The sequence below is a fragment of the Streptomyces sp. DSM 116795 genome (assembly GCF_055792905.1).
Genome location: NZ_CM147707.1, coordinates 30,928 through 56,933 on the forward strand (window position 1 = coordinate 30,928; position 26,006 = coordinate 56,933).

Below are 26,006 nucleotides of genomic sequence, written 5' to 3' on the forward strand. Positions count from 1 at the left end.
GAGCCGGGAGCACCCTCCGGAATCCCGAGAGGCGCCCGCATGTCCGTCATTCCCCCGTTGTTTCCGTCGTGGTCGACGTCGTCGCCGCCTTCGTCACCGCGTTCGTCCGCGCTTTCGTCGTGCTCCCGCTCGGCCCTCGTCTCCCGCCTCCGCGAGGCCGGGTGCGTATTCGCCGAGGACGAGGCCGAGTTGATGCTCAACACCGCCGGTACGCCCGGGGAGCTCGACGCCATGGCGGAACGCAGGACGGCGGGCATGCCCCTCGAACACGTCCTGGGCTGGGCGGAGTTCTGCGGGATGCGGACGACGGTGGGGCCGGGGGTGTTCGTGCCGCGCCGCCGCTCGGAGTTCCTCGTACGGCAGGCCGCGGCGCTCACGCGTCGCGGTGCCGTCGTGGTCGATCTGTGCTGCGGATCGGGCGCGTTGGGTGCCGCGCTGGCCGCGGCGGTGGCGGCTCGTCCGGAGCAGGAACAGGACCAGGAACAGGCACAGGCTCAGGAACACGAACCGGCTCAGAAGCCGTACGGCCGGGTCGAGTTGCAGCTGCACGCGGCCGACATCGATCCCGTAGCGGTGCGCTGCGCACGCAGCAACGTGGCGGCCGCCGGCGGCCAGGTCCACGAGGGCGACCTCTACGGGGCTCTTCCGTCCGGACTGCGCGGGCGCATCGAGGTGCTGCTGGCCAACGTGCCCTACGTACCGACGGATTCGGTGAGCCTGCTGCCGCCGGAAGCACGCGTCCACGAGCCGCGCGAGGCGCTGGACGGCGGAACCGACGGCCTCGAGGTACTGAGGCGAGTGTCGGCGGCGGCACCGCACTGGCTCGCCCCCGGCGGACATCTGCTGGTGGAGACGAGCGAGGCCCAGACCGGGGCGGCGGCCGCTGCGTTCGAGGGTGACGGGCTTGCTGCGCAGGTTTCCCGGTGCGAGGAGCTGGGTGCAACGGTGCTCATCGGTACGAGACCGGCCGCCGACGGCAGGCGGGGCGTCGACGGAGTCAACGGGCCCTCACTGACCGCCGGTTGAGCCTGGCGCGCTGCCGCCTCCTGCGTCTTCCGCATCAGCCTGTCCCGTCGCGGGTGCCTGTGCGCGGGCCGGATCGGGTGCCCGTGCGGGAGAAGTCGCCGGTTCCGCCGTCGCTGCCGGCTGTGAGGGCGGTGCGCTCTCCTGCGCCCTCACCCGCCCGCGCTGGCCGGCCCAGGTGACTGCGAAGCCGAGAGCGAGCGCCACGAGCACACCGAGGTTCGCCGAAGCCCACGGGCCCGTCGTGCCGCCGAGCCCCAGCGGCCCCAGCAGCCAGCCCTGCCAGGAGAGCCACCCCGCCCCGGAGTTGGTGACCAGGCCCCAACCTGCCGCCGTGGCCACCGCGAGAACGGTGACGGGCAGCCACCGTACGTCGCCGTAGCGCCCCTTGCGGGAGAACAGGTCTCCGTCGTCGTACGGGCGGGAACGCAGGGCCACGTCGGCGAGCATGACTCCGCACCACGCCGCCACGGGGACGCCGAGAGTGGTGAGGAACGCGGTGAAGGAGCCGAGGAAGTCTTCGGAGAAGAAGACGATCCAGACGGTCCCCGCGATCATCAGGACGCCGTCGAGAGCGGCGGCGACGTAGCGCGGCACCCGCAACCCGACCGCGAGCAGCGCCAGCCCGGAGGAGTAGATGTCCAGCACGGCGCCGCCGACCAGCCCCAGCACGGCGACGAGCGCGAACGGCACGAGGAACCAGGCGGGCAGCACTCCGGTGAGCGCGCCGATGGGATCGGCCGCGACCGCTTCGCTCAGATCCTCCGAAGAGCCCGCGAGGAGCAGGCCGAAGACGAGCAGAACCACCGGCGCCGCCGACGCACCGAGTGCCGTCCAGCCCGCAACGGCCCTTCCCGGGGTGCGCCGGGGAAGGTAACGGGCGTAGTCCGCCGCGGCGTTGACCCAGCCCAGTCCGAAACCGGTCATCAGGAAGACGAGTGCACCGATGACGTCCTGGGCGGATCCGGCGGGCAGCGCCCGGACCGACTCCCAGCGGATCTCGTCGGCGGCCAGGACGATGTAGACGGCGGTGAGCGCTGCCGTGACCACGGTGATGGCCGTCTGCATCCGCATGATCAGGTCGAAGCCGATGACGCCTGCCAGCACGGTGAGTACGGAGACGGCGGCCAGCGCGGCGATCTTCGTGCCGGTGCCTCCGCCCCAGCCGAGCCTGTCGAAGACGGTCGCCGTCGCGAGCGTCGCCAGGACGACCAGCACCGTCTCCCAGCCGACGGTCAGCATCCAGGAGACCGCGGAGGGCAGCCTGTTGCCCCGCACTCCGAACGCGGCGCGGCTGAGCACCATCGTCGGAGCAGATCCGCGCTTTCCCGCCACCGCGATGAAGCCGCAGAGCAGGAAGGAGAAGACGATGCCCGCGACGCCGGCTGCCAGAGCCTGCCAGAAACCGATGCCGAACCCGAGCGCGAAAGAGCCGTAACTCAGGCCCAGCACCGAGACGTTGGAGGCGAACCACGGCCAGAACAGCTGTGCCGGGCGCCCCTTGCGTTCGGTGTCGGCGATGACGTCGAGGCCGTTGGCCTCCACGGCGATCTTCCGCCCGGCCTTCTCCCCCACCGCTCCGTGCGGCGAACCCGTCTCCGTACCAGGCACAGCGCCCCCCGTTCCGCCGATCCGACGGATGGAGCCTGCTGCCGGGCTCCGGCCCCGTCAAGTACGCCCCGTCGCCGTGCGGTTGAGCATCAGCGGCGGAGCTCCCGCCCACCGGTCCGTCAGCTCGCGGGCGCGAAGGCTCCGCCGGTCAGGACGGGGACCACGGCAGTAGTGCCGGTCTCGGCGGCGATGACCGCGTCCTCTCCGAAGCCCGCCTCGGCCAGCTCCTGCCCGGAGACGCATGAGGCGACAGCCCGCCCGGCATCGGCGGTGCCGGTGAACGCCGCAGCCGCGACGGCGGCCTCCGGTGACAGGGCGCTGCCTTCGTCCTGAGACAGCGCGGCGATCGCCCGTGACAGCGAGGCGATGACGGCACCCGCCCCGAGGAGATCCTCGGCGGCCGGCCGCAGTGTGCCGTCCGTACGGCGCTCCCCCGAGGCGATCACACCGACAGGCCGGGCGGCTGTGGCGTACCCCTGCACGGCGAGCCACCGCCCGACTGCGGCGGCGTTGCGCAGCGACGCGGCGACCACGACGCCGCCGTACTCGGACGCCATGACGCTGACAGCGGCCCCGTTGGGCGACGGAAGGACCAGGCGGGGAACGAACGGAGCACGCCGCAGGGACGCGGGAGAGAGCGACCAGGGTGCGTCCACCGTGGTCTCGCGGCGCCCCACCGCGCGGCGGGCGTCCGCCTCCGCCGCGAGCTCCGCGGCCCGCTCGTCACGCGGCCGGCAGGGAAAGATCCGCGTGCCGCGCTCCGCCGCGAGGGTCACCGACGTGGTGAAGGACAGCACATCGACGATCACCAAGCATGCGGTGTGCGGGCCGAGTTGGCGTACGCCCTCGGGTCCCCACTCGAAGCGCACCGCGTAGCCGTCCTGCGCGAAGCAATCGCGTTCTCCCATGACCGGAGATACTGCCGAACCGCACGGCAACCGCCCAGCGAATTACGTTCCGCACCCGGCCGGCTGCCGCGCGGAGGGCCGCGGGACCGGAACGGGGCGGTCCCGTGAGGAAATGCGGGGAGAACGTGCCGTTCAGTCACCCACCTGCCCGAATGCGGTACCGGACGTGATACTTGTGTGCGCCGGGCGGAGTGCAGTGGACCGAAGTGATCTGTGTACGGACCGGAGCGGTACGGGTGTTGCACTCGCCGCGACGGAACGTACGGTCTGGACAAGGGCTTTCATGGGGACGGCGACGATACAGGTCCGAGTCCTTGCCGTCGCGGGCCGGCGCGTGTGGGTGGCGGTGAGCGGCACATTGTGCGCCGCCACGCTCAGAGTGCTGCACTACAGCCTGTGCGCCCGCGTGACGGACGAACGGACGCACTTCTATCTCGACCTCAACTCGGTGCACTGGGACGAGAATCTGCCCGCCGGCGAGCTCCCCCGGGTGCTGCCCGCCGGCGGGCGGCTGCGCTTCCACATCGTCGGAGCGCACGACGGTTTCCGTACGCCGCTGGGCGCGGACGGGCGCTGCCGATTCCACTCGGACGTCGCCTCCGCATGGGCGGCGTGGTCACGGCAGCCCTGAACGGCCGCGTCCGTCATGGCAGTTGAGCGTTCCCGGCGAACCGACCACAGACAGCCCTGTGCACATGCGGGGACGGGCACGCGGAGCGGCTTAGCTAGGCGGCGTCCAGGACTGCGCTGACGGTCTTGCCACCGCCGGGTGCCCCGGTGACGTCCAGACGCCGCGCGAGCCCGCTGACCATCGCGATGCCCCGACCGCCCTCGCATTCGCGCCCCGCCCGGCGCAGGCGGGGCAACAGGACGCCGTCGTCGCGTACTTCGACGGTGACGGTGCCCTCGCCGCTGCTCAGCCGCAGCCGGCACCGGCCCCTGCCGTGCAGCGTGGCATTGGTGACGAGTTCGGAGACGACCAGCCGCGCGTCCTCGACACCTCGCGCCGCCTCGGGCGGTGTCCTGGAGCCGGTGAGGAATCCGGTGGTCAACTGGCGGGCCCAGCGGGCGGATGCGGCCCGCCGCGGCAGCGTGTACTCGACGCGTGCGGTGCGCCGGGGCCGGCGCGAACTCGCGCGCATGACGTTCACTTCCCCTCGGTGCCGGCGGCCGCCCGGGAGGGCGGAAGGCCGGCCACGCGAATCAAGACCTGCGGATTCTCCTTCCCGGCGTGCGGCGAGGGCATTCACCGCGAGACAGCCTCGGACGCGTCCGGACACCGGAAATCCACCGTTCCGTCACGTTCCTGCCGAATGCGCCCCCGGCGGTGCCGGGAGCCGGCACCGTGGCTCCTCATCCGTCCGGGCTGTCCGCCCCCGCAGGTCCGCCGGACCCGCGCGGCCTCCCGGAGGACTCATGCGGTCCCGTACCGAGTTCGTCGACGACGAGGTGTTCGCGGTCCGTCCTTCCGGTGCGGTAGGCGGCCCTGCCGACCATGTGCGCCGCCACGGGGACGGTCAGCAGCTGGAAGAGGCCGACGAGGACCAGCGTTGTCAGGTCCGCCACGTTGCGCAGCCTCAGCCCGGCTCCGACGAGGACGAACAGCAGGCCCAGCACCTGCGGTTTGGTGGCGGCGTGCATGCGCGTCAGGACGTCCGGCAGCCGCACCAGCCCGATTCCCGCGAGCAGGCACAGCACGGCGCCCGCGAGCATGCATGCCAGGGCCACCACATCAGCGGCCTCCGCCCAGTTCATCCGCCGCTCCCCTGCTCTCTCCCCCCACCGTGGAGGCGCGGGCCGCGGCCGCGGCCGCTTTCCGGAGCGGCGGTGTGCCCTCCGTCCTCCCCCTCGCCGTCGGCGCCGTCGCCCTCGTCCGGGTCCTCGCTGCCCGCTTCGTCCCGCAGAGCGAGGAAGCGGGCGATGCTCACCGAGCCGGTGAAACCCAGGAAGGACAGGACCAGCAGCGCCGGCAGGTAGTACGGGATTCCCCGCGTCGCCGTGAGCACTCCGATCCCGGCCATCACCACCGCGACCAGGGCGTCGAGTGCGACGGCGCGGTCCAGGGTCGACGGCCCGCGCACGAGCCGTACGGTGACCAGCACACCCGAGGCGAGCAGCACGGCGACGACGACGCTCAGGACGGTGTCCACGGTCCGCTCCTCCCGGTGGTTCCGCCGGCACCGCCTCCGCCCGGTCCGGACCCTGGTCCCGGCCCGGACGACCGGCCCGGCCCGTCCCACGCGTCGAGCGAGGCCAGGTCCGCGCGGGTACCGAAGGCCCGCACGATGCGGTCCTCCAGACGCAGCACCTCGTACCGCGCACGTTCCCGTGCCGCCTCGCTTTCCGCGCCCATCACATGGATGTACAGCGTCCCGGACGCCCGGTGCACATCGAGCACGTTGCTGCCGGGAACGGCGGCGACCGCGACGGACGTAGCCGTCAGCATCAGGTCGCTGGGGCTGCGCATCCGTACCGCCAGCACAGCGCACAGCGGCTGGTGCGGCCCGAGGATGTACCTGTTGAGCCGCCAGCTGGACGCGGCCATGTCGAGGGCGAAGCGGACTGCGAAGCGCACGATTCCGACCGGACGGAGCCGCACCTGGGTTTCGATCGGCGGCAGCGGAAAGACCACACACACGACGACGCCGACGAGGATGCCCGTCGCGACGTTGGCGACGCTCAGCGTGCCCCACAGCAGCACCCACAGCGCGGTGAGCACGAGCACCATCGGCCACTGTGCGGCCCGCAGCCGGCCGCGGCCGCGCTCCGGCGCGCGCCCTGCGGCGCCTTCTGCGGCACCTCCGGGGGCACCTGACGGTGCGCCGCCCGGGGCGGGTGGTCCGCTCATCGCCCGGTCACCGCCGTCACATAGGGCGTACGGGCGGTCAGTTCGCCCGCCACGCGTGCGGTCAGGGACGACAGCGGCCCGGCGAGCACGGTGAAGACCAGGCCGAAGGCGACCAGCGCCGCGGTCGGTGCGAGCATCGCGGCCGGCGGCTGTCCGGTGGTGATGGCGCGGCCGCCGAAACTCGACGTCTCGGCGCGCCCCGCGAGCACGTCGACGTCGACGGCCCCGCTGCCACCCGGCGCCGCTCCGCCCTTGTCCTGGCCGGCCGCCCGCTCCGGCGGTGATTCGTCGTCGTCCGTCTCGACGGTGTCGAGCACGACCCCGACGACGTACAGCTGGGGCGGTGCCGCCCGCCAGAAGCCCAGATTCCACGCCTTGGCGAGGGCGTACAGCGTGAGCAGGCTCGTGGCGGCGCCGGCGGCGATGAGCACGTACACCATCGCGCCGCCGTGCACGACACCCGCGCGCATCAGCCCGAACTTGCCCAGGAATCCCGGCAGCGGCGGCACTCCGGCGAGGTTCATCGCCGGGACGAAGAAGACGAGGCCGAGGGCGGGCGAGAGTTTCGCGATTCCGCCGAGCCGCCGCAAGTCGGTGGTGACGCCGCGGCGTTCGACGAGCCCGACGACGAGGAAGAGCGTGGTCTGCACGGTGATGTGGTGCACGACGTAGAAGACGGAGCCCGCGAATCCGGCGCGGGTGGCCAGGGCGATGCCGAAGACCATGAAACCGATGTGGCTGACGAGGGTGAAGGAGAGCAGCCTCTTCAAGTCGGTCTGTGCGACGGCCCCGAGAATGCCCACGATCAGGGAGAACAGCGCAAGGACCATCAGCACGCCGCTGAGCCGGTCACCGGGGAAGAGCAGGGTCTGGGTGCGCAGCATCGCGTAGATCCCGACCTTGGTCAGCAACCCCGCGAAGACGGCGGTGACGGGTGCGGGCGCGGTGGGATAGGAGTCGGGCAGCCAGGCGGCCAGGGGGAAGACGGCCGCCTTGGTGCAGAAGACGGTCAGCAGCGAGATCTGGGCCAGTACGGCGACGCCGCCCGGGAGTTCGTCGAACCGGCGGGCGAGTTCGGCCATGGTCACGGTGCCTGTCGCCGCGTACACGACGGCGACCGCCGCGAGGAAGAGAACGGAGGAGAGCAGCGAGACGATCGCGTACGTCGCTCCCGCGCGGATGCGCGTGACCGTGCCGCCCAGCGTCAGCAGGACGTAGCTGGCGGTCAGCATGATCTCGAAGCCGACATAGAGGTTGAAGAGATCGCCGGCCAGGAACGTGTCCGAGACCCCGGCCACCAGGACCAGGTAGGAGGGGTGGAAGACCGACATGGGCGTGCCCTCCTCCTGGTCGGCCATGCCCTGGCCGACGGAGTAGAGCAGCACGCACAGCGTCACCGCCGAGGAGATCACCAGCATCAGCGCGGAGAGCCTGTCGGCGACGAGGACGATGCCGACAGGCGGCTGCCAGCCCCCGGCGTACATGACCTGCGGGCCGTGGCTGTCAGCGTCCACGAGCAGCACGAGCGCGACGGCCAGGACGGTGGCCAGGACGACGGTGCTGATCACGCGCTGGGTGCGCTGCAGCCGTACGCCGATGCCGAGTTTCAGCCCGGCGGCGAAGAGCGGGAGGATCACCGGCAGGGCCACGAGTGCGGAGCCCGGGTCGGCGCCGGCGGGGGGCGCGGCGATCACCTGAGGGCTCCGGGGGCGAGAGCGGGGCGCGGGCCAATGGCGGGGCGCGCCGCCGGGGCGCGGGCGGAACGGGCCGCCGGGCCGGGCGTGTTCGCCGGTCCGGGGATGTCCGACGACCGGGGCGTGTTCAACGGTCCGCCCCGAGGATCGACTCCCACAGGTCGTCGTCGGCTGTCTCGTCGTCCCTGCGGGCACCGAGCGCATGGTGCGCCCGCGTCTCCGCCCGGGCGCGGCGCCGCGCCTCGTGGAAGTGGGCGCCCGAGCGCCGCGGGTGCCTCAACACGCCCTCCTCGCCTGCCTGTTCCTCTTCCTCACCGGCTCCGAGTTCCTCACCTGCTCCGAGCAGCTCACGGCGCCGGGCGCGCCGTTCCCGCTCGTTCGGGAGCCTCCGCGCGCCCTCCTCGCCGTGTTCCTCACCGTGTTCGGCGCGGTGTGCGACGCGGAGGTCCTCCACGTCGTCCTGTACGTCGTCCGTCCCGGACAGCTGCCACGCGCGGTAGGCCATCGCGGAGAGGAACGCTGTCAGAGCGAGAGTGATGACGATTGCGGTCAGGACGAACGCCTGCGGCAGCGGGTCCGTGATGCGCTGCGGGCCGAAGACCCGGTAGAGCAGCGGGGCACGGGCCGCGGCGCCGGAGGTGGCCAGCAGCAGGAGATTGACGCCGTTGCCGATCACGACCGTGCCCAGGACGATGCGGGTGAGCGGGCGGCTGAGGAGCAGGATGGTGCCCGCGGCGATGAGTGCGCCGCCGGTGGCCACGAGCGCGACCGTCTCGTTCATCTCCCGGCCTCCCCGCCCGCGCGCGTTCCGCGGTTGTCGTCGCGCAGAGCCCTCTCGACGCGCCGGTCGATCTCGGAGCCGAGGCTGCGCAGCACGTCCAGGACCACGCCCAGAACAAGCAGGTAGATGCCGGTGTCGAACAGTACGGGGCTGGCGGCGTGGAACTTCCCGACGACCGGCAACTCCCCGTGGTAGGTGCCCGCTTGGAGCACCGAACCGCTCAGCACCAGTCCGCCGAGCCCGGTCGCGGTCATCGTCATCAGCCCGAGTCCGAGCAGGAAGCCGGCGTCGACGGGCGCCGCCGCGTCCAGTTCGTACCGTCCGCCCGCGAGATAGCGCACCGCCAGCGCGAGCCCGGCTACGAGGCCCGCGCTGAAGCCGCCGCCCGGCAGGTTCTCGGCGCAGAAGAGCAGGTAGAGGGAGAGCACCACGATGGGATGGAAGAGGAGCCGGGCCAGCACCTCGAAGATCACCGAACGGCGTTCGGGATCGAGGGTGCCGCTGGCGCTGAGCCACGTGCGGCGTGGTACCGCACCCGTGCCCCTGCGCGGCGCCCCGGTGCCGCCGGGCCGGCCGCGCTCACCGTGCTCGCCCCGTTCCGCCCGTACGGGCCACACATGCCCGGCGCGCTGCGCGCCCCCTCCCCCGTCGCCCCGGCCATGGCGCGCATGCGCCGCCCGGCCGCCGGTCGGGGCCGCGGTCCCGGTCGCGGTCGCGGGCGGCACGGGCTCGGCCGCCGCGGGCCACGCGGTGACGGGACTTCCGGTGCGGCGGCGGAGAAAGACAAGGCTCGTCACGCCGACGGCGGCGACCCCGAGAACGGCGGACTCGCCCAGGGTGTCCCAGGAGCGCAGGTCCACCAGCGTCGTGGAGACGACGTTCTTCAGACCGTGGTCCGCGGTGGCCGCGGTGAGTCCGGGACCGGACGGCTGCACCTCCCGCGCCGCGCCTGCCACGTACGTCAGCACGGCGGCGAACCCGCCCGCGGCCAGTCCCGTGACGAGCCGCGTGACGCGCCGCAGCACACTGGTGCGCCGTTCGTGGGGGAAGCGGGCGGGCAGCCTGCGCAGCACCAGTACGAACACCACGAGGGAGACGGTCTCCACGGCGAACTGGGTCAGTGCGAGATCCGGCGCACCGTGCAGCACGTACAGCACCGCCGTGCCGTAACCCGTCACACCGGCCAGCACGACGGCCGTCATGCGCTGGCGCGCCGACACGCACAGCGCGGCGACCACGCAGACGACGACGGCCACGCCCAGCTGCGGCACCGAGTCGAACCAGCGCACCGGGCCGACGTGCCGCCACGGCGGGGCGAGGATCATGGCGATGCTCTGTGCCGTGATCAGGAAGGCGAGGACGGTCCCGAGATAGACCGGCAGCGATCCGCGCTGCACGGTTCCGGTGACCTCGAGCGCGGTGCGCTCCAGCGCCCACAGCGAGCGGGCGAAGACACGTTTGCCTTCCGTCACCGCCAGCCGCTGCCCCAGGCGTTCCAGCGGGCGCGTCGCCAGGAAGAGCGCCGCGCCCGCCGCCCAGGCCAGGGCCGACAGCAGGAGCGCCGTGTTCAGCCCGTGCCACAGCGCCAGCCGGTACGGCTCCGGGGGGCCGGGAAAGGTTCCGGCGTACCGGCCGAGCAGCCCTCCGAGGCTGAAGACGCCCGGGCCCAGGGCCACTCCGGCGAGCGCGCACAGCGCCGGGGGTGCGGTCAGCAGCAGGTTGGTGCGGGCGCGCATCGCGGTGGGCGCCCGGACGCCGTCCCCCGCGGGTTTCGCGGCGAACGCCCCCCACAGGAACCGCAGCGTGTACGCCGTCGTCAGCGCGGAGCCCACCGTCACCGCCACCGTCACGGCGACCGGCACCGCGCCGGGCAGATCCGCCCCGGCGGGGTCCATCAGCGCGGTGAACGCGGCCTCCTTCGCTGCGTACCCGAGCATCGGCGGCACCGCGGCCATCGAGGCTCCCGCCGCCACGGAGACGGCACACACGACGGGCATGGAGCGGCGCAGCCCCGAGAGCCGGTCCAGCTGCCGGGTGCCGGTGGCGTGGTCGATGATGCCGACGACGAGGAAGAGCGGGGCCTTGAACAGGGCGTGCGCCAGCAGCATCGCGCCCCCCGCGAGCGCGGTGTCGCGTGTGCCCGTGCCGGTCAGCACGGTGAGGAAGCCGAGCTGACTGACGGTCCCGTAGGCCAGGAGCCGCTTGAGGTCCCTCTCGCGCAGCGCACGCCAGCCCCCGAGCAGCATCGTCACCGACCCGAGGGCGAGCACCGTCACCTGCCAGAGCGGCGCGTGCGCGTACGCGGGAGCCAGCCTCGCGACGAGATAGACGCCGGCCTTGACCATGGCCGCGGCGTGCAGATACGCGCTCACGGGGCTCGGCGCGGCCATGGCGCCCGGCAGCCAGAAGCTGAACGGCCACACCGCGGACTTCGACAGGGCCCCGGCGAGGATCAGCACGAGGGCGGTCGCGACGGTTCCGTCCGCGGGCGGCGGGTCGGCGAGGATGCCCGAGATCCGGTACGTGCCTGCCGCCTCCCCCAGCATCAGAAGGCCGACCAGCATGGCCAGGCCGCCCGCGACCGTCACGATCAGCGCCTGGAGCGCGGCGAGGCGGTTGGGGCGCCGCTCCGGTACGTGGCCGATGAGGAGGAAGGAGAAGACCGTGGTCAGCTCCCACATGACGTACAGGACGATCAGGTCGTCCGCGAGAACCAGGCCGAGCATCGCACCGGCGAACGCGGTGAGCGTCCCCGCGAACTGTCCCAGCGAGAACGCCGCACTGCTGAAGTAGCCCGCGCAGTAGACGAGCACCAGCGCACCGATGCCGCCGACGACGACCACCATCAGCAGCGCGAGCGCGTCACAGCGCAGATCCAGCTCCACGCCCAGGGCCGGCATCCACGGCCACCGTTCGACGCGCACCTCCCCCGCCGCCACGTCCCCGTACTGCCGGACCGCCCACCCCAGTGCCGCCGCCGGGATCAGGGCAAGTACGAGGAACGCCCGCGTGCCCAGCCACCGCACCAGAAGCGGAGCACAGCACGCCCCGGCGAAGTGAAGAAGGATCAGCGACAGCACAGCGCAGATGATTTCATGACGAATCAGTCAATACGGGTACAAAGCACTGAGCAGGGGCCCGCAACACGGCCGGAGCGGCGCGGCCGGGTCCGGTCCGGTTCGGCCCGCAGAGACACGGCACGGTCCGGCTCTCGCGGCGCTCGACGCCATGGACAGGCTCGTACGTGGGCTCGCGCAGACGGAACCGCAAGCGCCCACGGAGCGCCCACCGCTGCCCGATCACACCGCTGGTGGTCAACACCCGCGACAGGGCCGGGGGTTGACCCGACAGGCTGGGCCTCCACCCTGCCCCGCCCGGCAAATCACCCGTCTGCCAGTTTCCCTGCTCAGGCACTTTCTGTGACCCTTGGAGCACTCAGGGTGAAAATCCCCTACATCAGGAGTCCCCCATGATCCTCAGTGTCTCCGGCGTCCTCCTGCTCGGCTTCATCATCTTCCTCTTCACCCGCAAGGACGGGCTCAAGATCTCCCACGCGCTGGTGTGTGCGCTCTTCGGCTTCTATCTGGCGGGCACGGCGATCGCCCCGAGCATCAAGGCGGGCGGTGCCAGCCTCGCCGGGCTGCTGGGCGGTCTGAAGTTCTAGCGCGGCGCGCGCAGCGGGTGAATCCGACCGTCGCGCTGCGCGCTGTGCGCCGCATTCGTCACAGGAGGTTCCGTGGTGCGTTGGCCGCTCCCCCGTCAGCCGGCGGGTACGGGCGCTGCCGCGCGTCCGGCCGCAGGGCCCGCCCTCCGCGCCCTGCGGGCCGGCACCGACGGTGCGCTGGACGTGCTCCATCCGCTGATCATGCTCGTACGCGGCCTGGCCCGGCTCACGATGCTGGTGCTGCGCTGGTGGTCCCGGGCCCCGAAGGACCGCCGGGGGCCGGTGCTCTTCCTCGCAGCGGTGGCAGTCATGGTGGTGGGTCTGCTGCCGTGGGGGCCGGCCCTCGCCGTGGCGGTCGTCGTGGGTGCGGCGGCGTGGCACGGGCGCGAGGGGGCGCGCCCGTCCGGCGGATCCGGCTGCGAGGAGGCGGAGGACGAACGCCTGCAGGCGGTCTACGAGGCGCTGGTGCCGTGCTTCGCTCTGCGGGACGACCCCGGCCCCGAGCCCCTGTACGCACACGACGGCGCATGGGAACGGGCCTTCGAGGAGGTCGAGTTCACCGACGACGGCCGCATCGGACGCCTTCTGGTGCGCTATCCGGCCCACTTCCCCGACAGCGACGCCCCGCACCGGCTGGCCGTGGAGCGACGGCTGACCACCAAGTCCGGACGGGACCGTGAGTACCGCTTCGTATGGCACGAGGAGCGCAATCTGCTGGAGATGACGGTCCCGCAGCCTCTCCCCCAGGGCATCGGCGCCCAGCGCTTCGTGACGGGCCCGGGTGAGATCGTCCTCGGCTTCACCGACGCCGAGGCCGTGCACCGCCGCATCCCCGTGGCCGACGGCGGGCGGGCACGCGACGTCCCGCCGGTGGTGTGGCGTACGGGCGCGCGTTCGGCACAGCCGCATCTGCTGGTCGCCGGGGCGCCCGGTGCGGGATCGACCACGCTGCTGCGGTCGGTGGTGCTCCAGGCCCTCCAGCACGGCGAGGTGCTCGTCGTGGACGGCGGCGGATCCGGCGAGTTCGCGTCGCTGGCGGGGCGCGAGGGTGTGCTGGCCGTGGAGACGTCGCCCGCGGGGGCGGTGGCCTCGCTGGAGTGGGCGGTGCACGAGACGGAGCGGCGGCTGACTGCTGCGAGCCGCGCACGGCAGGCGGGGCGCCCCGTTCCGGAAGATGTGCGGCGGCCGCTGTGGGTGGTCCTCGACCGGCCGGCGGCGCTGAGCCACCTCGCCCGTACGGAAGGACGGCGGGACCCTCAGGAGCTGCTTCAGGTCCCGCTGCGGCACGGCCGGGCGGCGCAGGTGACGGTCGCCGTCGCGGAGCACTTCGAGAGCGCTGACGGGCTGGCCCGTGCGGTGCGCTCGTACACCAGGGCCCGCGTGCTGCTCGGTGCCGCCTCACACGAGGAGACATGGACGGTGCTCGGAGAGACGACGGTCTCGCAGCCCACCTCCGACGCACCGCCCGGGCGGGGGTTCGCCCGGCTCGGCGCGGGACCGGTACTGCGGTTGCAGGTGCCCGCGGCGCCCGACCCGCTGGACGACGCGGCAGGCGAGGCCGAACGGCAGGCGGTGCTGGCGCTGTTGCCCCCGTTCGCCGCGGCACAGGCCAGGGCGCTGGGCGGTCAGGCCGCACACCATGCCGCGCCGGACGGGTCCCGTCACCGGCCGGGTACGAAGCCGGGGGCAGGGTCTCAGGCCACGTAGGTGCGGGGCACGTCCCCGTCGGCGACCGCGCCCGTACGGACGAGATCGGCCGCCTTGGCCAGACGGGCGACGGCTTCGCCGACGACCGGGCCCGCGACGGTGAACAGCAGCCGCACATAGCCCTCGAAGGCCCCGTCGACGCCGAAGCGTGTTCCCGCCGGCACACGCACACCGATGCGCTCACCCGCCTCGGCGATGCGTGAACCGGAAAGACCGCCGGTGCGGGCCCACAGCGTGAGTCCGCCGCTGGGAACGGTGAACTCCCAGTCCGGCAGCCTGTCGTGGAGCTCGGAGACGAGCGCGTCCCGGTTCGCCCGGGCTCCCGCGCGGCGCGCTGCGACCGCCGACTCCCAGCCGTGACCGGTCATCAGCCGTGCCACGGCGAGCTGTTCGAGCACGGGACTGCCCAGATCGGCGTAGACGCGTGCGGCGACGAGGCTGCGGATCACCTCGGGTGCCGCCCTGACCCAGCCGATACGCAGCCCAGCCCAGACAGCCTTGCTGACGGAGCCGACGGTGATGACGCAGGAGCCGCCCGGGTCGAACGCGGCCATCGGGCGCGGCAGTTCGACGTCCTCGTCCAGGGTCAGGTCGGTCATGGACTCGTCGGCGACGAGGACCGTGCCGGCGGCGCGTGCGGCCGCGACCATCTCGCGCCGCTGGTCGTCGGGGGCGAGGGCGCCGGTCGGGTTGTGGTAGTCGGCGATGACGTACGCCATGCGCGGTGCGCTCTCGCGGAACGCCTGCCGCCAGGCGGGCAGGTCCCAGCCGCTGAGACCGTCCGCCATGGGGACGGGCACGAGGCGGGCGCCGGCGTCGCGCAGCAGATGCAGGACGTTGGCGTACGAGGGGTGTTCGACGGCGACGCGTTCACTGCGCGGCACCAGCTGCCGTGCGAGCGCGGCGACGGCGCCCATCGCGCCGGTGGTGACCATGATCTGCTCGGGCATCGTCGGCACGCCGCGGGCGGTGTAACGCGCCGCCAGCGCCTCACGCAGGGCGGGCAGCCCGCCGGGGTAGTTGCCGTGGGTGTCCGTGTACGGCGCGAGGTCGGAGACCGCGCCCTGGAAGGCGTCGGTGAGGTGGGGTTCGGGTGCCAGGAAGGTGGCGCAGGCCAGATCGATCACCGATCCGGCGGATTCGGGAGGCAGTGGCTCCAGTCCGCGCGTGGGCAGCGGCTTGCCCGCCGGCACGGCGGTCCAGCTGCCCGAGCCGCGCCGGGAGGCGAGGAACCCGTCGCTGCGCAGCGCCTCGAAGGCGGCGGCCACGGTCGTACGGCTGACCCGCAGGGCCGCTGCCAGCTCCCGCTCGGCGGGCAGGCGGGCGGCCACCGGGATGCGGCCTTCGAGCACCAGGAGCCGCACACCGTCCGCCAGCGACCGGTAGGCCGGGACACGGTGCCCGGCGTCCGCCGCGGTCGCCGCGCGCTGCGACGCCAGCAGCCTGGCCAGCTGGGGAGCGCCCACAGCAGAGGTCCACTGCACCATCTTTGCGGTCCACCTTCCTCTGATTGGCCATGGATGTGGCCTGGTCCGTGGCTCCAGACTGCCACGCAGCCACTCACCGCCGCCAGCACACGGCATGCGTCGCCGGCACCGGCACCGGCGACGCACCAGGGAAGGAGCCCTCTTTGTCACGTGCCACGGGTTCCACGAGACGCATCGGCCGTCGCCTGGTGCAGCTGTACGCGGGCCTGCTGCTGTTCGGGGCGAGCATCGGCCTCATGGTGCAGTCCGGCCTCGGCCTGCCCCCGTGGGACGTACTGCACCAAGGGCTCGCGGAGCACACCGGTCTGTCGATCGGCACGGTCTCGATCATCGCGGGAGCCGCCGTACTGCTGCTGTGGGTGCCGATACGGGAGCGCCCCGGGCTGGGCACCGTCTCCAACGTCGTCCTGGTCGGACTGGCCATGGACGTCACGATCTGGCTCGTTCCCGGCCCGCAGGGTCTGGCGCTGCGGACTCCGATGCTGGCCGCCGGCGTGGTGCTCAACGGCGTCGCCACCGGCCTGTACATCTCCGCCCGATTCGGCCCGGGTCCGCGGGACGGACTGATGACGGGCCTGCACCGGGTCACCGGCCGCTCGGTCCGCCTCGTACGTACGGCAATCGAAGCGACCGTGCTGGTGTCCGGGCTGCTGCTGGGCGGCACGGCGGGCGCCGGAACCGTGGTGTACGCGCTGGGCATCGGCCCGCTCTCGCAGCTCTTCCTGCGGGTGTTCGCGCTGCCCGAGCAGCGGGCCGCGGCAGAGGGCGCCGCCGCGGGCACCTCGCGCGTGGTCGCACAGGGGACGGGAGCCCGTCCGCAGAAGGAGCACGCGGCCGGGGGGCGGCGGCGCGCGTGGTGGCGCAGGAGCGCGATACTGCGGCGGTGATGAGCAGCGACCCGCACGCCTTCCCCGCTTTCCCCGCACACCCGGCGGCACTTCGGCGCAAGCCGCGCCATCCTTTCCTGGACCATCCCGGGCCGCTGGCCCTCGCCCACCGTGGCGGGGCGGCAGACGGACTGGAGAACACGCACGGCGCCTTCGCCCGCGCGGTCGGCCTCGGATACCGCTATCTGGAGACGGACGTGCACGCGACCGCCGACGGCGCTCTCGTCGCCTTCCACGACGAGACGCTCGACCGGATGACGGACGCGAGCGGCCCGATCGGCGAGCTGCCCTGGTCGCAGGTGCGCCGCGCTCGCGTCGGCGGACGCGAACCGCTGCCGCTGATGCGGGAGTTGCTGCGGGCCTTCCCCGGCGTGCGGTGGAACATCGACGTCAAGGCGGAGTCCGCGCTCGTACCGCTGCTGGAGCTGCTGTCCGAGCAGGACGCGTGGGCACGCGTGTGCGTCGGCTCCTTCGAGGAGGAGCGGGCGGCGCGGGCCCAGGCCCTGGCCGGGCCGCGGCTCGCGACATCACTCGGCACGCGGGGGGTGGTGCGGCTGCGGCTGCGCTCGTACGGGCTGGTGCCGGCGCGCGCGGTGCGCGGCAGCGCGGTGTGCGTCCAGGTTCCCGAACACCGGTCGGGCATCCGCGTGGTGGACCGGGCGTTCGTGCGGGCGGCACACGCCCGCTGGATGCAGGTGCACGTATGGACAGTGAACGAAAGAAACCGGATGCGGGAGTTGCTCGACCTGGGAGTTGACGGCATTGTGACCGATCACATCGAGACACTGCGCGACGTCCTCTCCGAGCGGGGTGCGTGGATGCACGGGCCCGGCCCCCGGTAGACCGGCGGCTGCGCGCCGCGGCGCCCGCACGTCCTGTGCCCGGGCGCCGCGTGCCGGCGCGGCGCACAGTGCCGGGGAACGAGGGGGATGGCTGTGAGCGCTGTCGTGACAGGTGCCGGCGACGGCACGGCCGAACGCCGCCGGGAGCAACGCGGCTGGTACTTCTACGACTGGGCGAACTCCGTCTTCTCCACCAGCGTCCTGACCGTCTTCCTGGGCCCGTATCTGACGGAGATCGCCAAAGCGGCCGCGGACGCGGACGGTTACGTGCATCCGCTGGGCCTCCCCGTCCGTGCGGGCTCCTACTTCGCCTACACGGTCTCGGTCTCGGTGCTGCTGTCGGTGCTGGTGATGCCGCTGGCGGGCGCGATCGCGGACCACACGGGCCGGAAGAAGCCGATCCTGGGGATCTTCGCGTACATCGGCGCGGGCGCCACGGCCGCCATGTTCTTCCTCGAAGGCGACCGGTATGTGCTCGGCGGTGTGCTGCTGGTGCTGGCCAACGTCTCCTTCGCCACGTCGGCCGTCATCTACAACGCCTTCCTGCCCCAGATCGCCGGCCCTGAGGAGCGGGACAAGGTCTCCTCGCGTGGATGGGCGTTCGGCTACGCGGCCGGCTCCGTGGTGCTGGTGGCGAATCTCGCGCTGTTCCTGCAGCACGACGAGCTGGGGGTGTCCGAGGGCTCGGCGGTCCGGATCTGTCTCGCCTCCGCCGGCGCGTGGTGGGCGGTCTTCACGGTGGTGCCGCTGCTGCGGCTGCGGGAACGGCCCGGGACCGCTGCCGCGGGTTCACGTGTCTCGCTGCTCAGCGGCTGGCGGCAGCTGGCCGGTACGTTCCGCGAACTGCGGCGCTACCGGCTGACGATGCTCTTCCTGCTGGCCTACCTCGTCTACAACGACGGGGTGCAGACGGTGATCACCCAGGCGTCGGTGTTCGGCTCGGAGGAACTGGGCGTGGACCAGACGACATTGATCGGCGCGGTGCTGCTGGTTCAGGTTCTGGCGGTGGCGGGCGCTCTGCTGATGGGCCGGATCGCGGAACGCCACGGGGCGAAGCGCACCGTCCTCGGCTCGCTGGTGGCATGGGCCGCGATCGTCGGCGCGGGGTACTTCCTGCCCGCCGGCGCACCGGTCTTCTTCTTCGCCCTCGCGGCGGGAATCGGCCTGGTCATGGGCGGCAGCCAAGCCCTCTCGCGGTCCCTGTACGCCCAGTTGGTGCCCGCGGGCAAGGAAGCGGAGTTCTTCTCGCTCTACGAGGTCAGCGACCGCGGGACGAGCTGGCTGGGCCCGCTCGTCTTCGGTCTCGCATACCAGCTGACGGGAAGCTACCGGGCTGCGATCATCTCGCTGGTCGTCTTCTTCGTACTGGGTTTCGTTCTGCTGCTGCGGGTACCGGTCGAACGTGCGGCAGCGGCGGCGGGCAACCCTCAGCCGGACCGGATTTAGGACTTGCGGCGGCGGCGCGGTAGTGTACGCCCTCGGCTCGCCGGATGGACCGTTACTGCACGCCAAAGAGATGAGAACGCTGGGTGACATCTCCTGTCAGTTGTGACGAACCGGTCATTGGTGGGTACACGAAGGGCGGCACGACGGCGACGCATATCCCGATTCGGGAATCTTCACCGCCGACCGGACGTTGAGCAGATGACGACGACAGCGACACCTGTCCTGTGGGCGACAAGCCCGGGAGGCACGAATTCATGAGTGAGCGAGCTCTTCGCGGCACGCGACTCGTGGTGACCAGCTACGAGACCGACCGCGGTATCGACCTGGCTCCGCGCCAGGCCGTGGAGTACGCATGTGAGAGCGGACATCGTTTCGAGATGCCGTTCTCTGTCGAGGCCGAGATCCCGCCCGAGTGGGAGTGCAAGGTGTGCGGCGCACAGGCACTCCTGGTCGACGGCGAAGGGCCTGAGGAGAAGAAGGGCAAGCCCGCGCGTACGCACTGGGACATGCTCATGGAGCGGCGCACCCGCGAGGAGCTGGAAGAGGTTCTCGCGGAACGGCTGGCCGTCCTCAGGTCCGGGACGATGAACCTCGCGGTGCATCCGCGGGACGGCAACAACAAGCGCAAGTCCGCGTAAGCCACGCCGGCCGGCGCCGGGCGGCTGGACCGCCCGGGCCTCAGCCGTACCGCAAGCGCAGCGCGGGCCGGTGACCTGTCAGGTCACCGGCCCGCGCTCTGCTGTGTCCGGAGCCGGCTCACAACCGGGTTCAGCGGGCGAACACTCCAGGCTTTCAGCGGGCGGGGGGCTCCGGTCCGTCGTCGCGTACGACCTCTCCCTCGACGACCTTGCCGTCCGGCTTGTGCATGTGCATCTGCTCCTCCGCCCTGCGGGCCTGCTGGTAGGCGTCGCCGATGGTGCCGGGTGCGAAACCGGAACGCCGCTCCAGGTAGCGCTGCGTGGTACGCCTCATCAACGACGCGGTGGGCGGGAAGAGGCACAGCAGCCCGGCCGCGTCCGAGACGACACCGGGCACCATGATCAGCAGCCCGCCGAGCATCGTCAGGGCGTTGCCGGCGCCGGACTTCTCCGTGCTCTCCGGCGGGGCCTGTCCCGTCTGTGCGGCCTGCTGCGTCTGCTGGACGCTCTCGGCGAGCCGCCGCCAGGCACGGCGCCCGGCACGCTTGATGACGAAGGCGCCCAGCAGGAAGCCGGCGACCAGCAGGCCCAGCACCGCCAAGCCGCCGGCCGTCTCGCCGATGAGCGTCAGCAGCCAGATCTCAAGCAGCGCCCACGCCGCCACTCCCAGCGGGAAGAACGTACGGGCCCGTGAACGGCGCGGGCCGCGCGGGCCCTGCTGTCCGTCGGCGGAACGGCCGGAGCCCTGCTCGTCGGGGGGCGGCTCGTAAGGGTACGGTGCGCGGCTCGTCATGCTTCAAGTGTGCCTGCGGCCGAGGGCACGCTTCACACGGCCCTCCACGCCCCAGGCCGTCACGCGCCACAGGGCCTCGACCACGATCTCGCGGCCCATCTTGGAGTTGCCCCGGACCCGCTCGATGAAGGTGATCGGAACCTCCACGACGTGGAACCCGGCGCGCACCGCCCGGTGGGCGAGGTCGACCTGGAAGCAGTAGCCCTGCGAGGCCACCGCGTCCATGCCCAGCCCCTTGAGGGTCTCGGCGCGGAAGGCGCGGAAGCCGCCGGTGATGTCACGCAGCGGCAGACCGAGCATCAGCCTCGAGTAGGTGCTGCCGCCGCGGGAGATGAACCGGCGCGAGACCGGCCAGTTGACGACCCGCCCGCCCGGCACCCACCGGGAACCGAGCACCAGGTCGGCGCCCTTGAGGGCCGTGAGCAGGCGCGGCAGCTCCTCCGGCTGGTGGGAGCCGTCGGCGTCCATCTCCACCAGTACGCCGTAGCCGCGCTCGATGCCCCACCGGAAGCCGGCGAGGTAGGCGGCGCCCAGACCCTGCTTGCCGGGGCGGTGCAGGACGTGGATGTGCTCGTCGTGGACGGCGAGTTCGTCAGCGACCTTGCCGGTGCCGTCCGGGCTGTTGTCGTCGGCGACGAGGATGTGCGCCTCCGGCACGGCCTCGCGCACCCGGGCGGTGACGGATTCGAGGTTGTCGGCCTCGTTGTACGTCGGGATGATCACCAGAACCGTGCCGAGCGGGCCGTACCGCCGCGCCTGTCCGCCGTCCGTCACCGCTGCTGCCCCTCTTGCTTCCGCCGTGCATCGGTCTGCCGCGCCTGTCCTGTCCGCTGCACGTGCCGGTGGTCGGTCCGGCCGCGCCGGCCTGCGTACCAGGCCGCGGCACAGGCGAGGACGCCCACCATAGCGAGCACCCACTCCGGGACGGCGCCGACGCGGTCGGCCGTCGTGATCTCATCGCGCAGCGGCAGTTCGGCGCTGATCACGTCGCGCTCGAATTCCTTTGTGCGCTGCTTGATCGTGCCGTCGGGGGCGACTACCGAACTGATGCCGCTGGTGGCCGCCGTGACCACCGCACGGCCGTGTTCGACGGCGCGCAGCTTGGACATCACCAGCTGCTGCTCGGGCTGGCCCGTCCTGCCGTAGGTGGCGTTGTTCGTCTGGACGACGAGGGCCCGGGCGCCGGCGTTGACGGTGTCGCGGGGGATCTCGTCGTAGGCGACCTCGAAGCAGATCACGTCGCCGAGCCGGGCCGGCCCCGTCTGCAGGACACCCGAGTGGTCGCCGGGCCAGAAGTCCCGGGGGATCTGCTGGAGGCGGGTGATGACCTTGCTCAGTTCGTCCCGGAAGGGCACGTACTCGCCGAAGGGCACGGGGTGCTGCTTGGTGTACGAGGCGCCGGGACCCTTCTCCGGATCCCACACGATGCCCTGGTTCTCGACGTAGCCCTTTGTGCCGGGGTGGTCGACGAGGGCCCCGACGAGGATGGGTACGCCGACGGCCTTCGCCGCCTCGTCGATGCGCTCACGGGCCTCGGGCCAGCGGTAGGGGTCGAGGTCGGAGGAGTTCTCGGGCCAGATGACCAGGTCGGGCTGTTCGGCCTTGCCTGCCTTGATCTTCCGTGCGAGGTCGAGAGTGGCGTCGACGTGGTTGTTGAGGATCTTCATGGGGCGGCCGAGGAAGTTCATGCCGGGCTGCTCGACGTTGCCCTGCACCACCGCGATGTCCGCCGTGTCGTCCGCCGCGGTGGGTACGGGCACGGCGTACCCGGCGGCGGTCACGGACACCGCGAGGACGAGAGAGGCGAGCGGCGGCATCAGCGTCCGGCGGCGGGACCCCGTACGGACGGGGGCTGCGGAGGCGGACGGGGCTGACTCCTGTTCCTCCGCCGGCCCGGCGTCGCCCGTGCCGCGGAGACGCCACAAGGCCAGAGCCGCCGCTGCCAGTGCCGTACCGGTGAGGGCCGCGGCGAAGGTGACCAGCGGGGCACCGCCGAGGGCGGCGAGCGGGGTGTAGGGCGAACCGGTGTTGGCGAAGGCGAGCCGGCCCCAGGGGAAGCCGCCGAAGGGAACGCGGTCGCGGGCCCACTCCTCGGCGACCCAGAGGCAGGCGCCCCACAGCGGCCACAGCGGAAGCCGCGAGGTGGCGGCGAGTGCGGCACCGAGCGCGGCGATGAACAGCGACTCGATGAAGGCGAGCCCCAGCACCGCGTCCCAGCCGACGACGTTGAGCCACTTGAGCAGGACGATGAAGAAGGGCCAGCCGAAGGCGAATCCCGTCCACGCGCCCTGGCGGAGGGTCCGCCCGCGGGTGAGCAGGCTGAGCGCACCGACCGTCAGCAGCGACAGCGGCCACAGACCGTACGGGGGGAAGGCGAGCGCGAGGGCGATTCCGGCGAGGACGGCGGCCGCGGTCCGTGGGGTCTCACGCCGTATGAGGCCGCGCAGCCTGCGCAGCCGGCCCCCGGGCGCCACTGCCGGGGCCTCGCGGTCACGGGCGGGGCCGGACGGGTCCTTCACCTCCGGGGCGGCGGAGTCCTGGACCGCGGTGGGCTCCCCGGCTTCTGCTCCGGCTCCGTCATCGGCTGCTGTTCCGGCTCCGTCGCCGTTCGGCGTCACGCTGCGCGGGCGCGCCTCCTCCGTGCCGGCCGGGCGGCCCGCGGACTGGCCGCCGGCGGCGGATTCGGCGGTGGTGTCGGAACCCGATGGCAAGGTCGCGCCCTTCCTGCAGGTCGTGCGGTGGTGAAGCGACCGTATAACGGCGACCCGCCTCCGTGGGGCCTGGGCCGGTAATGCCACAGACGGCGCACGGCTGTGCCCCGGCCTGAGGAACGGGCGCACATGCGGCTGCCGATAATGCGGAGAGGGTACGGAGAGGATCCCGACGAGACCGGCGGGAAGACCGGACAGGACCGGTGGGAAGACCCGGCGGAACCGGGAGTCCCGATGGGGAAACGGAGCGGCGGCCCTGGGGACCGGCGTTCTGAGTGAATGTCTGCGGGTCGGGGCCCGGTGCCCTTCGGGCCGACCTGGGACCCGCTGGCTGCGAGTCGACCGAGCCGTTGTCTACTGAGCATCCGGGCCCCACCCGGGTCACACCCGCCGGCCAGCCTCAACCTTCCGCCCCCGTGCCGCGGGCGCTGGACCTGGCTCCCAGTGGTGATGTCCCGGTGCGGTACACCACCCCCTGGCCCAGCGGCGTTCGACGACTGCGCGGGGAATGGCAAGCCGGACGTCCTGTGGTGGACCTGGCCGAACCTACCCGGCGGCGGGCATCGCCTGTCAACAGCGACGCTACCTGCGGCGTTTCGCCGAATCAGCAGGTCAGTACGGCGGAAGGGGCGCGGGGGCGACAGTCTGAGGGGGCGTCGGCGGGCCGTAACGGACACTCATACATCACTCGTTCGGCCGCTCGTGGACGGTCCGTCCCCGAACCACCGTCCGCAGACAGACGGGCAGCCCGTTCCCGGGCGTGAGGTCGGGCAGCCCGGGGGTGCCGGAGCGGGGGTCGGTCGACCAGTTTGCGACCCGCAAGTCCGGTGCCTGTACGACGAGTTCGCCGGTGCGCCAGAGCGCGTAGTCGGCGGGCGCGCCGGGAGTGAGCACGCCCGCGTCGTCCGAGCCCACGGCGCGCCGGCCGCCGCGGGTGTGTGCGGTGAACCCGCCGCGTACGGAGATGCGGTGTGCGGGTGTGCGGTGGAACGCGGCGGCACGGACGGCCTCCCACGGGCCCAGTGTTGTCACAGGGCTGTCGGAGCCGAAGGCCAGCGGAACACCGGCGCGCAGCAGCGCCGCATAGGGATTGAGGCCGGCGGCTCGCTCCTCGCCGAGGCGTGCGGCGTACATGCCGTCGGGGCCGCCCCACGCCGCGTCGAAGGCGGGCTGCACGGACGCGGTGAGTGCGAACTCGGCGAAGGCGGCGACGGTTTGGCGGTCCAGCATCTCGGCGTGTTCGACGCGGTGCCGGGCGGCGCGCACGCGGTCCGTGCCGACGCGCTCTGCCGCCGCACGTACGCCGTCGGTCACCGCTGCCACGGCGGCGTCGCCGATGGCGTGGAAGCCGGCCTGGAGACCGGCCTGGGTGCACGCGGCGACGTGAGCGGCGACGCCGTCGGCGTCGATGTAGGCGCTGCCGGTGTGCGGCGCGTCGGCGTAGGGGGCGGTCAGGTGTGCGGTGCGGGAGCCGAGCGAGCCGTCCACGAAGAGGTCCCCGGCAGCGCCCACGGCGCCCATGGCGCGGATGCGGTCGGCGTCCGCGGCGGAGGCGACGGGTTCGGCCCAGTAGCCGTGCACACGCGGGCCGTTGCGCCGCGCGGCGAGAGCGAGGAGAGCGGTGAAGTCGTCCTCACCGGAGATGCCGGGACCGGCGCACTCGTGGAGGTCGCTGATGCCCAATGAGGCGGCGTGGGCGAGGGCCGCGTGCTGGGCCTCGGCCCGGCGGTTGGGCGTGAGAGTGCTGAACGCCCGTTCGCGTACGGCGTGGTGGGCGTCGCCTGTGAGGGGCTCGCCGTCGGCGAAGCCGGTCAACTGTGCGATGCCAGGGACGAGTTCGAGGAGTGGTGTGGTGACGAGGGCCGAGTGGACGTCCGTACGGGAGAGGTAGAGGGGGCGGCCTCCGGTCGCCTCGTCCAGCTCCGCGCGGCCGGGGTGGCGGCCCTCGGGCCAGTGGGTGGAGTCCCAGCCGTGGCCCAGCAGTACGGGGTCGCCGGGGCGCGAGGCGGCGTAGTCGCGGACACGGGCGAGAGCGTCGCGGAGGGTGGCGACGCCCGTCAGGTCCAGGCCCGTGAGCGCCAGACCGGTGGCGGTGATGTGCACGTGTGCGTCCGTGAATGCGGGGGTGACGAGAGCGCCGTCGAGATGGACGGTCTCGTCGACTCCGTCGGCGAAGGAGTCGGCCGCGCCCTCGGAGCCGATCCAGGCGATGCTGCCGCCCTGGGTGACCATCGCGGTGGCGAACGGGTCGGCAGGGCTGTGCACCTCCCCGCCGCGCAGCAGGACGGTGCGGGTCTCGTGCCCCTCGGCGGTGCGCTCACTCATGGCGACAAGTCTCCCGCCAGGCCGCCGCGCCGTGCCGGGCGGGTCGGGGCGGAGCGCGTCAGATGGACGGGGGCCGGGCCTCGTACGGGGTGGAGAGAACGACCGTCGTACGGGTGGAGACGCCGGAGAGGGAGCGGATGCGGGCGAGGAGGTCCTCGAGCGCGATGGGCGTGCCCACGCGGACCTTGAGGATGTAGTTCTCGTCGCCGGCGACGCTGTGGCAGGCCTCGATCTCCGGTACTTCGGCGAGGCGTTCGGAGATGTCGTCGGGTGCGCTGGGGTCGAAGGGCTTCACGGAGATGAACGCGGTGAGCGGCAGGCCCACCGCTTCGGGGTCCACGAGCGCGGTGTATCCGCGGATGACTCCGCGCTGTTCGAGCCGGCGCACACGCTGGTGCACGGCCGAGGTGGACAGGCCTGTCGCCTTGCCCAGATCCGTGTAGCTCATCCGCCCGTCCTTGACGAGCAGATCGACGATTTGGCGGTCCACTTCCTCCACAGCAGGTCAACCTACTGTGCCGGGCGCACTCCGGCACACCGGGCGCAGGGAGGAGCGCAGATACGGGCCCTGTGTGTGAGCAAGGCCACACGGGTGCTCCCGTGTCCCCGGGCGTGCGGCGATTATGCGAATGACGCCGCGG

Annotated in this window: 23 protein-coding genes; 8 read left to right on the forward strand and 15 right to left on the reverse strand. The window is 72.5% G+C overall.

Translation table 11 applies throughout. The features are described from left to right. Positions 1-39: 39 nt before the first annotated feature. Positions 40-1,026, forward strand: coding sequence for a putative protein N(5)-glutamine methyltransferase (locus ACSMXX_RS00140; RefSeq protein ID WP_473181952.1), 987 nt, complete (start codon positions 40-42; stop codon positions 1,024-1,026). Here ACSMXX_RS00140 and ACSMXX_RS00145 read toward each other — a convergent pair. Next, positions 1,009-2,568 (reverse strand): purine-cytosine permease family protein, encoded by a 1,560-nt coding sequence (locus tag ACSMXX_RS00145; protein ID WP_473185047.1) that lies wholly within the window; start codon positions 2,566-2,568, stop codon positions 1,009-1,011. The two genes, ACSMXX_RS00140 and ACSMXX_RS00145, sit on opposite strands and share 18 nt — an antisense overlap. A gap of 185 nt (positions 2,569-2,753) precedes the next feature. Then, on the reverse strand, positions 2,754-3,542 hold the full coding sequence (locus ACSMXX_RS00150; protein WP_473181953.1) for a 2-phosphosulfolactate phosphatase: 789 nt from the start codon (positions 3,540-3,542) through the stop codon (positions 2,754-2,756). A 283-nt stretch (positions 3,543-3,825) separates the two neighbouring features. On the opposite strand from ACSMXX_RS00150, the gene ACSMXX_RS00155 reads away from it, so the two are divergent. Beyond that, positions 3,826-4,173 carry a hypothetical protein gene (locus ACSMXX_RS00155; protein WP_473181954.1) on the forward strand — a complete coding sequence of 116 codons (348 nt, stop codon included), beginning with the start codon at positions 3,826-3,828 and terminating at the stop codon, positions 4,171-4,173. A 94-nt stretch (positions 4,174-4,267) separates the two neighbouring features. Here ACSMXX_RS00155 and ACSMXX_RS00160 read toward each other — a convergent pair whose 3' ends face one another. From ACSMXX_RS00160 to ACSMXX_RS00190, 7 genes are all read right to left on the reverse strand, one after another. Then, complete coding sequence (locus ACSMXX_RS00160) at positions 4,268-4,684, reverse strand: ATP-binding protein (protein WP_473181955.1); 417 nt, start codon at positions 4,682-4,684, stop codon at positions 4,268-4,270. Positions 4,685-4,895: 211 nt separating this feature from the next. Continuing rightward, positions 4,896-5,297 carry a monovalent cation/H(+) antiporter subunit G gene (mnhG, locus tag ACSMXX_RS00165; RefSeq protein WP_473181956.1) on the reverse strand — a complete coding sequence of 134 codons (402 nt, stop codon included), beginning with the start codon at positions 5,295-5,297 and terminating at the stop codon, positions 4,896-4,898. Further along, on the reverse strand, positions 5,294-5,692 hold the full coding sequence (locus tag ACSMXX_RS00170) for an MrpF/PhaF family protein (protein ID WP_473181957.1): 399 nt from the start codon (positions 5,690-5,692) through the stop codon (positions 5,294-5,296). Before ACSMXX_RS00170 ends, mnhG begins: the two co-directional genes overlap by 4 nt. After that, positions 5,677-6,390, reverse strand: coding sequence for a Na+/H+ antiporter subunit E (locus ACSMXX_RS00175; RefSeq protein WP_473181958.1), 714 nt, complete (start codon positions 6,388-6,390; stop codon positions 5,677-5,679). The genes ACSMXX_RS00170 and ACSMXX_RS00175 overlap by 16 nt, the downstream gene beginning before the upstream one ends. Then, entirely contained in the window at positions 6,387-8,084 is a 1,698-nt protein-coding gene (locus tag ACSMXX_RS00180; RefSeq protein ID WP_473181959.1) for a Na+/H+ antiporter subunit D, read from the reverse strand. Before ACSMXX_RS00180 ends, ACSMXX_RS00175 begins: the two co-directional genes overlap by 4 nt. 127 nt (positions 8,085-8,211) lie before the next feature. Continuing rightward, the gene (locus ACSMXX_RS00185; RefSeq protein ID WP_473181960.1) at positions 8,212-8,865 is read right to left on the reverse strand and encodes a Na(+)/H(+) antiporter subunit C; all 654 of its coding nucleotides are present in this window, start codon (positions 8,863-8,865) and stop codon (positions 8,212-8,214) included. After that, entirely contained in the window at positions 8,862-11,945 is a 3,084-nt protein-coding gene (locus ACSMXX_RS00190) for a Na+/H+ antiporter subunit A (protein WP_473181961.1), read from the reverse strand. Before ACSMXX_RS00190 ends, ACSMXX_RS00185 begins: the two co-directional genes overlap by 4 nt. A 389-nt stretch (positions 11,946-12,334) precedes the next feature. On the opposite strand from ACSMXX_RS00190, the gene ACSMXX_RS00195 reads away from it, so the two are divergent. Both ACSMXX_RS00195 and ACSMXX_RS00200 read left to right on the forward strand, forming a co-directional pair. Beyond that, positions 12,335-12,529: a hypothetical protein gene (locus tag ACSMXX_RS00195; RefSeq protein ID WP_241062849.1), complete on the forward strand. Its 195-nt coding sequence runs from the start codon at positions 12,335-12,337 to the stop codon at positions 12,527-12,529. 72 nt (positions 12,530-12,601) lie between these two features. Then, positions 12,602-14,236 carry an FtsK/SpoIIIE domain-containing protein gene (locus ACSMXX_RS00200; RefSeq protein ID WP_473181962.1) on the forward strand — a complete coding sequence of 545 codons (1,635 nt, stop codon included), beginning with the start codon at positions 12,602-12,604 and terminating at the stop codon, positions 14,234-14,236. Here the strand turns inward: ACSMXX_RS00200 and yczR are convergent. Beyond that, the gene (gene yczR, locus ACSMXX_RS00205) at positions 14,224-15,723 is read right to left on the reverse strand and encodes a MocR-like transcription factor YczR (RefSeq protein WP_473181963.1); all 1,500 of its coding nucleotides are present in this window, start codon (positions 15,721-15,723) and stop codon (positions 14,224-14,226) included. The genes ACSMXX_RS00200 and yczR overlap by 13 nt on opposite strands. A gap of 143 nt (positions 15,724-15,866) precedes the next feature. Here yczR and yczE point away from each other — a divergent pair, with 143 nt between their 5' ends. From yczE to ACSMXX_RS00225, 4 genes are all read left to right on the forward strand, one after another. Next, positions 15,867-16,610, forward strand: coding sequence for a membrane protein YczE (gene yczE, locus ACSMXX_RS00210; RefSeq protein WP_473181964.1), 744 nt, complete (start codon positions 15,867-15,869; stop codon positions 16,608-16,610). Continuing rightward, a complete protein-coding gene (locus ACSMXX_RS00215; RefSeq protein ID WP_473181965.1) occupies positions 16,610-17,452 on the forward strand; it encodes a glycerophosphodiester phosphodiesterase family protein in 843 nt (280 codons plus the stop codon). The genes yczE and ACSMXX_RS00215 overlap by 1 nt, the downstream gene beginning before the upstream one ends. An 87-nt stretch (positions 17,453-17,539) precedes the next feature. After that, positions 17,540-18,898 (forward strand): MFS transporter, encoded by a 1,359-nt coding sequence (locus tag ACSMXX_RS00220; RefSeq protein ID WP_473181966.1) that lies wholly within the window; start codon positions 17,540-17,542, stop codon positions 18,896-18,898. 254 nt (positions 18,899-19,152) lie between these two features. Further along, positions 19,153-19,536, forward strand: a complete 384-nt coding sequence (locus tag ACSMXX_RS00225) for an RNA polymerase-binding protein RbpA (RefSeq protein WP_028434437.1) — start codon at positions 19,153-19,155, stop codon at positions 19,534-19,536. 154 nt (positions 19,537-19,690) lie between these two features. Here ACSMXX_RS00225 and fxsA read toward each other — a convergent pair whose 3' ends face one another. From fxsA to ACSMXX_RS00250, 5 genes are all read right to left on the reverse strand, one after another. Further along, positions 19,691-20,329, reverse strand: coding sequence for an FxsA family membrane protein (gene fxsA / locus ACSMXX_RS00230; RefSeq protein ID WP_473181967.1), 639 nt, complete (start codon positions 20,327-20,329; stop codon positions 19,691-19,693). A 3-nt stretch (positions 20,330-20,332) separates the two neighbouring features. Continuing rightward, positions 20,333-21,103, reverse strand: a complete 771-nt coding sequence (locus tag ACSMXX_RS00235) for a polyprenol monophosphomannose synthase (RefSeq protein ID WP_473181968.1) — start codon at positions 21,101-21,103, stop codon at positions 20,333-20,335. Then, a complete protein-coding gene (gene lnt / locus ACSMXX_RS00240; RefSeq protein ID WP_473181969.1) occupies positions 21,100-23,040 on the reverse strand; it encodes an apolipoprotein N-acyltransferase in 1,941 nt (646 codons plus the stop codon). Before lnt ends, ACSMXX_RS00235 begins: the two co-directional genes overlap by 4 nt. Before the next feature lie 684 nt (positions 23,041-23,724). Next, complete coding sequence (locus ACSMXX_RS00245; RefSeq protein WP_473181970.1) at positions 23,725-25,365, reverse strand: amidohydrolase; 1,641 nt, start codon at positions 25,363-25,365, stop codon at positions 23,725-23,727. A gap of 58 nt (positions 25,366-25,423) precedes the next feature. Then, on the reverse strand, positions 25,424-25,864 hold the full coding sequence (locus tag ACSMXX_RS00250; RefSeq protein WP_473181971.1) for an Lrp/AsnC family transcriptional regulator: 441 nt from the start codon (positions 25,862-25,864) through the stop codon (positions 25,424-25,426). Positions 25,865-26,006: the final 142 nt, after the last annotated feature.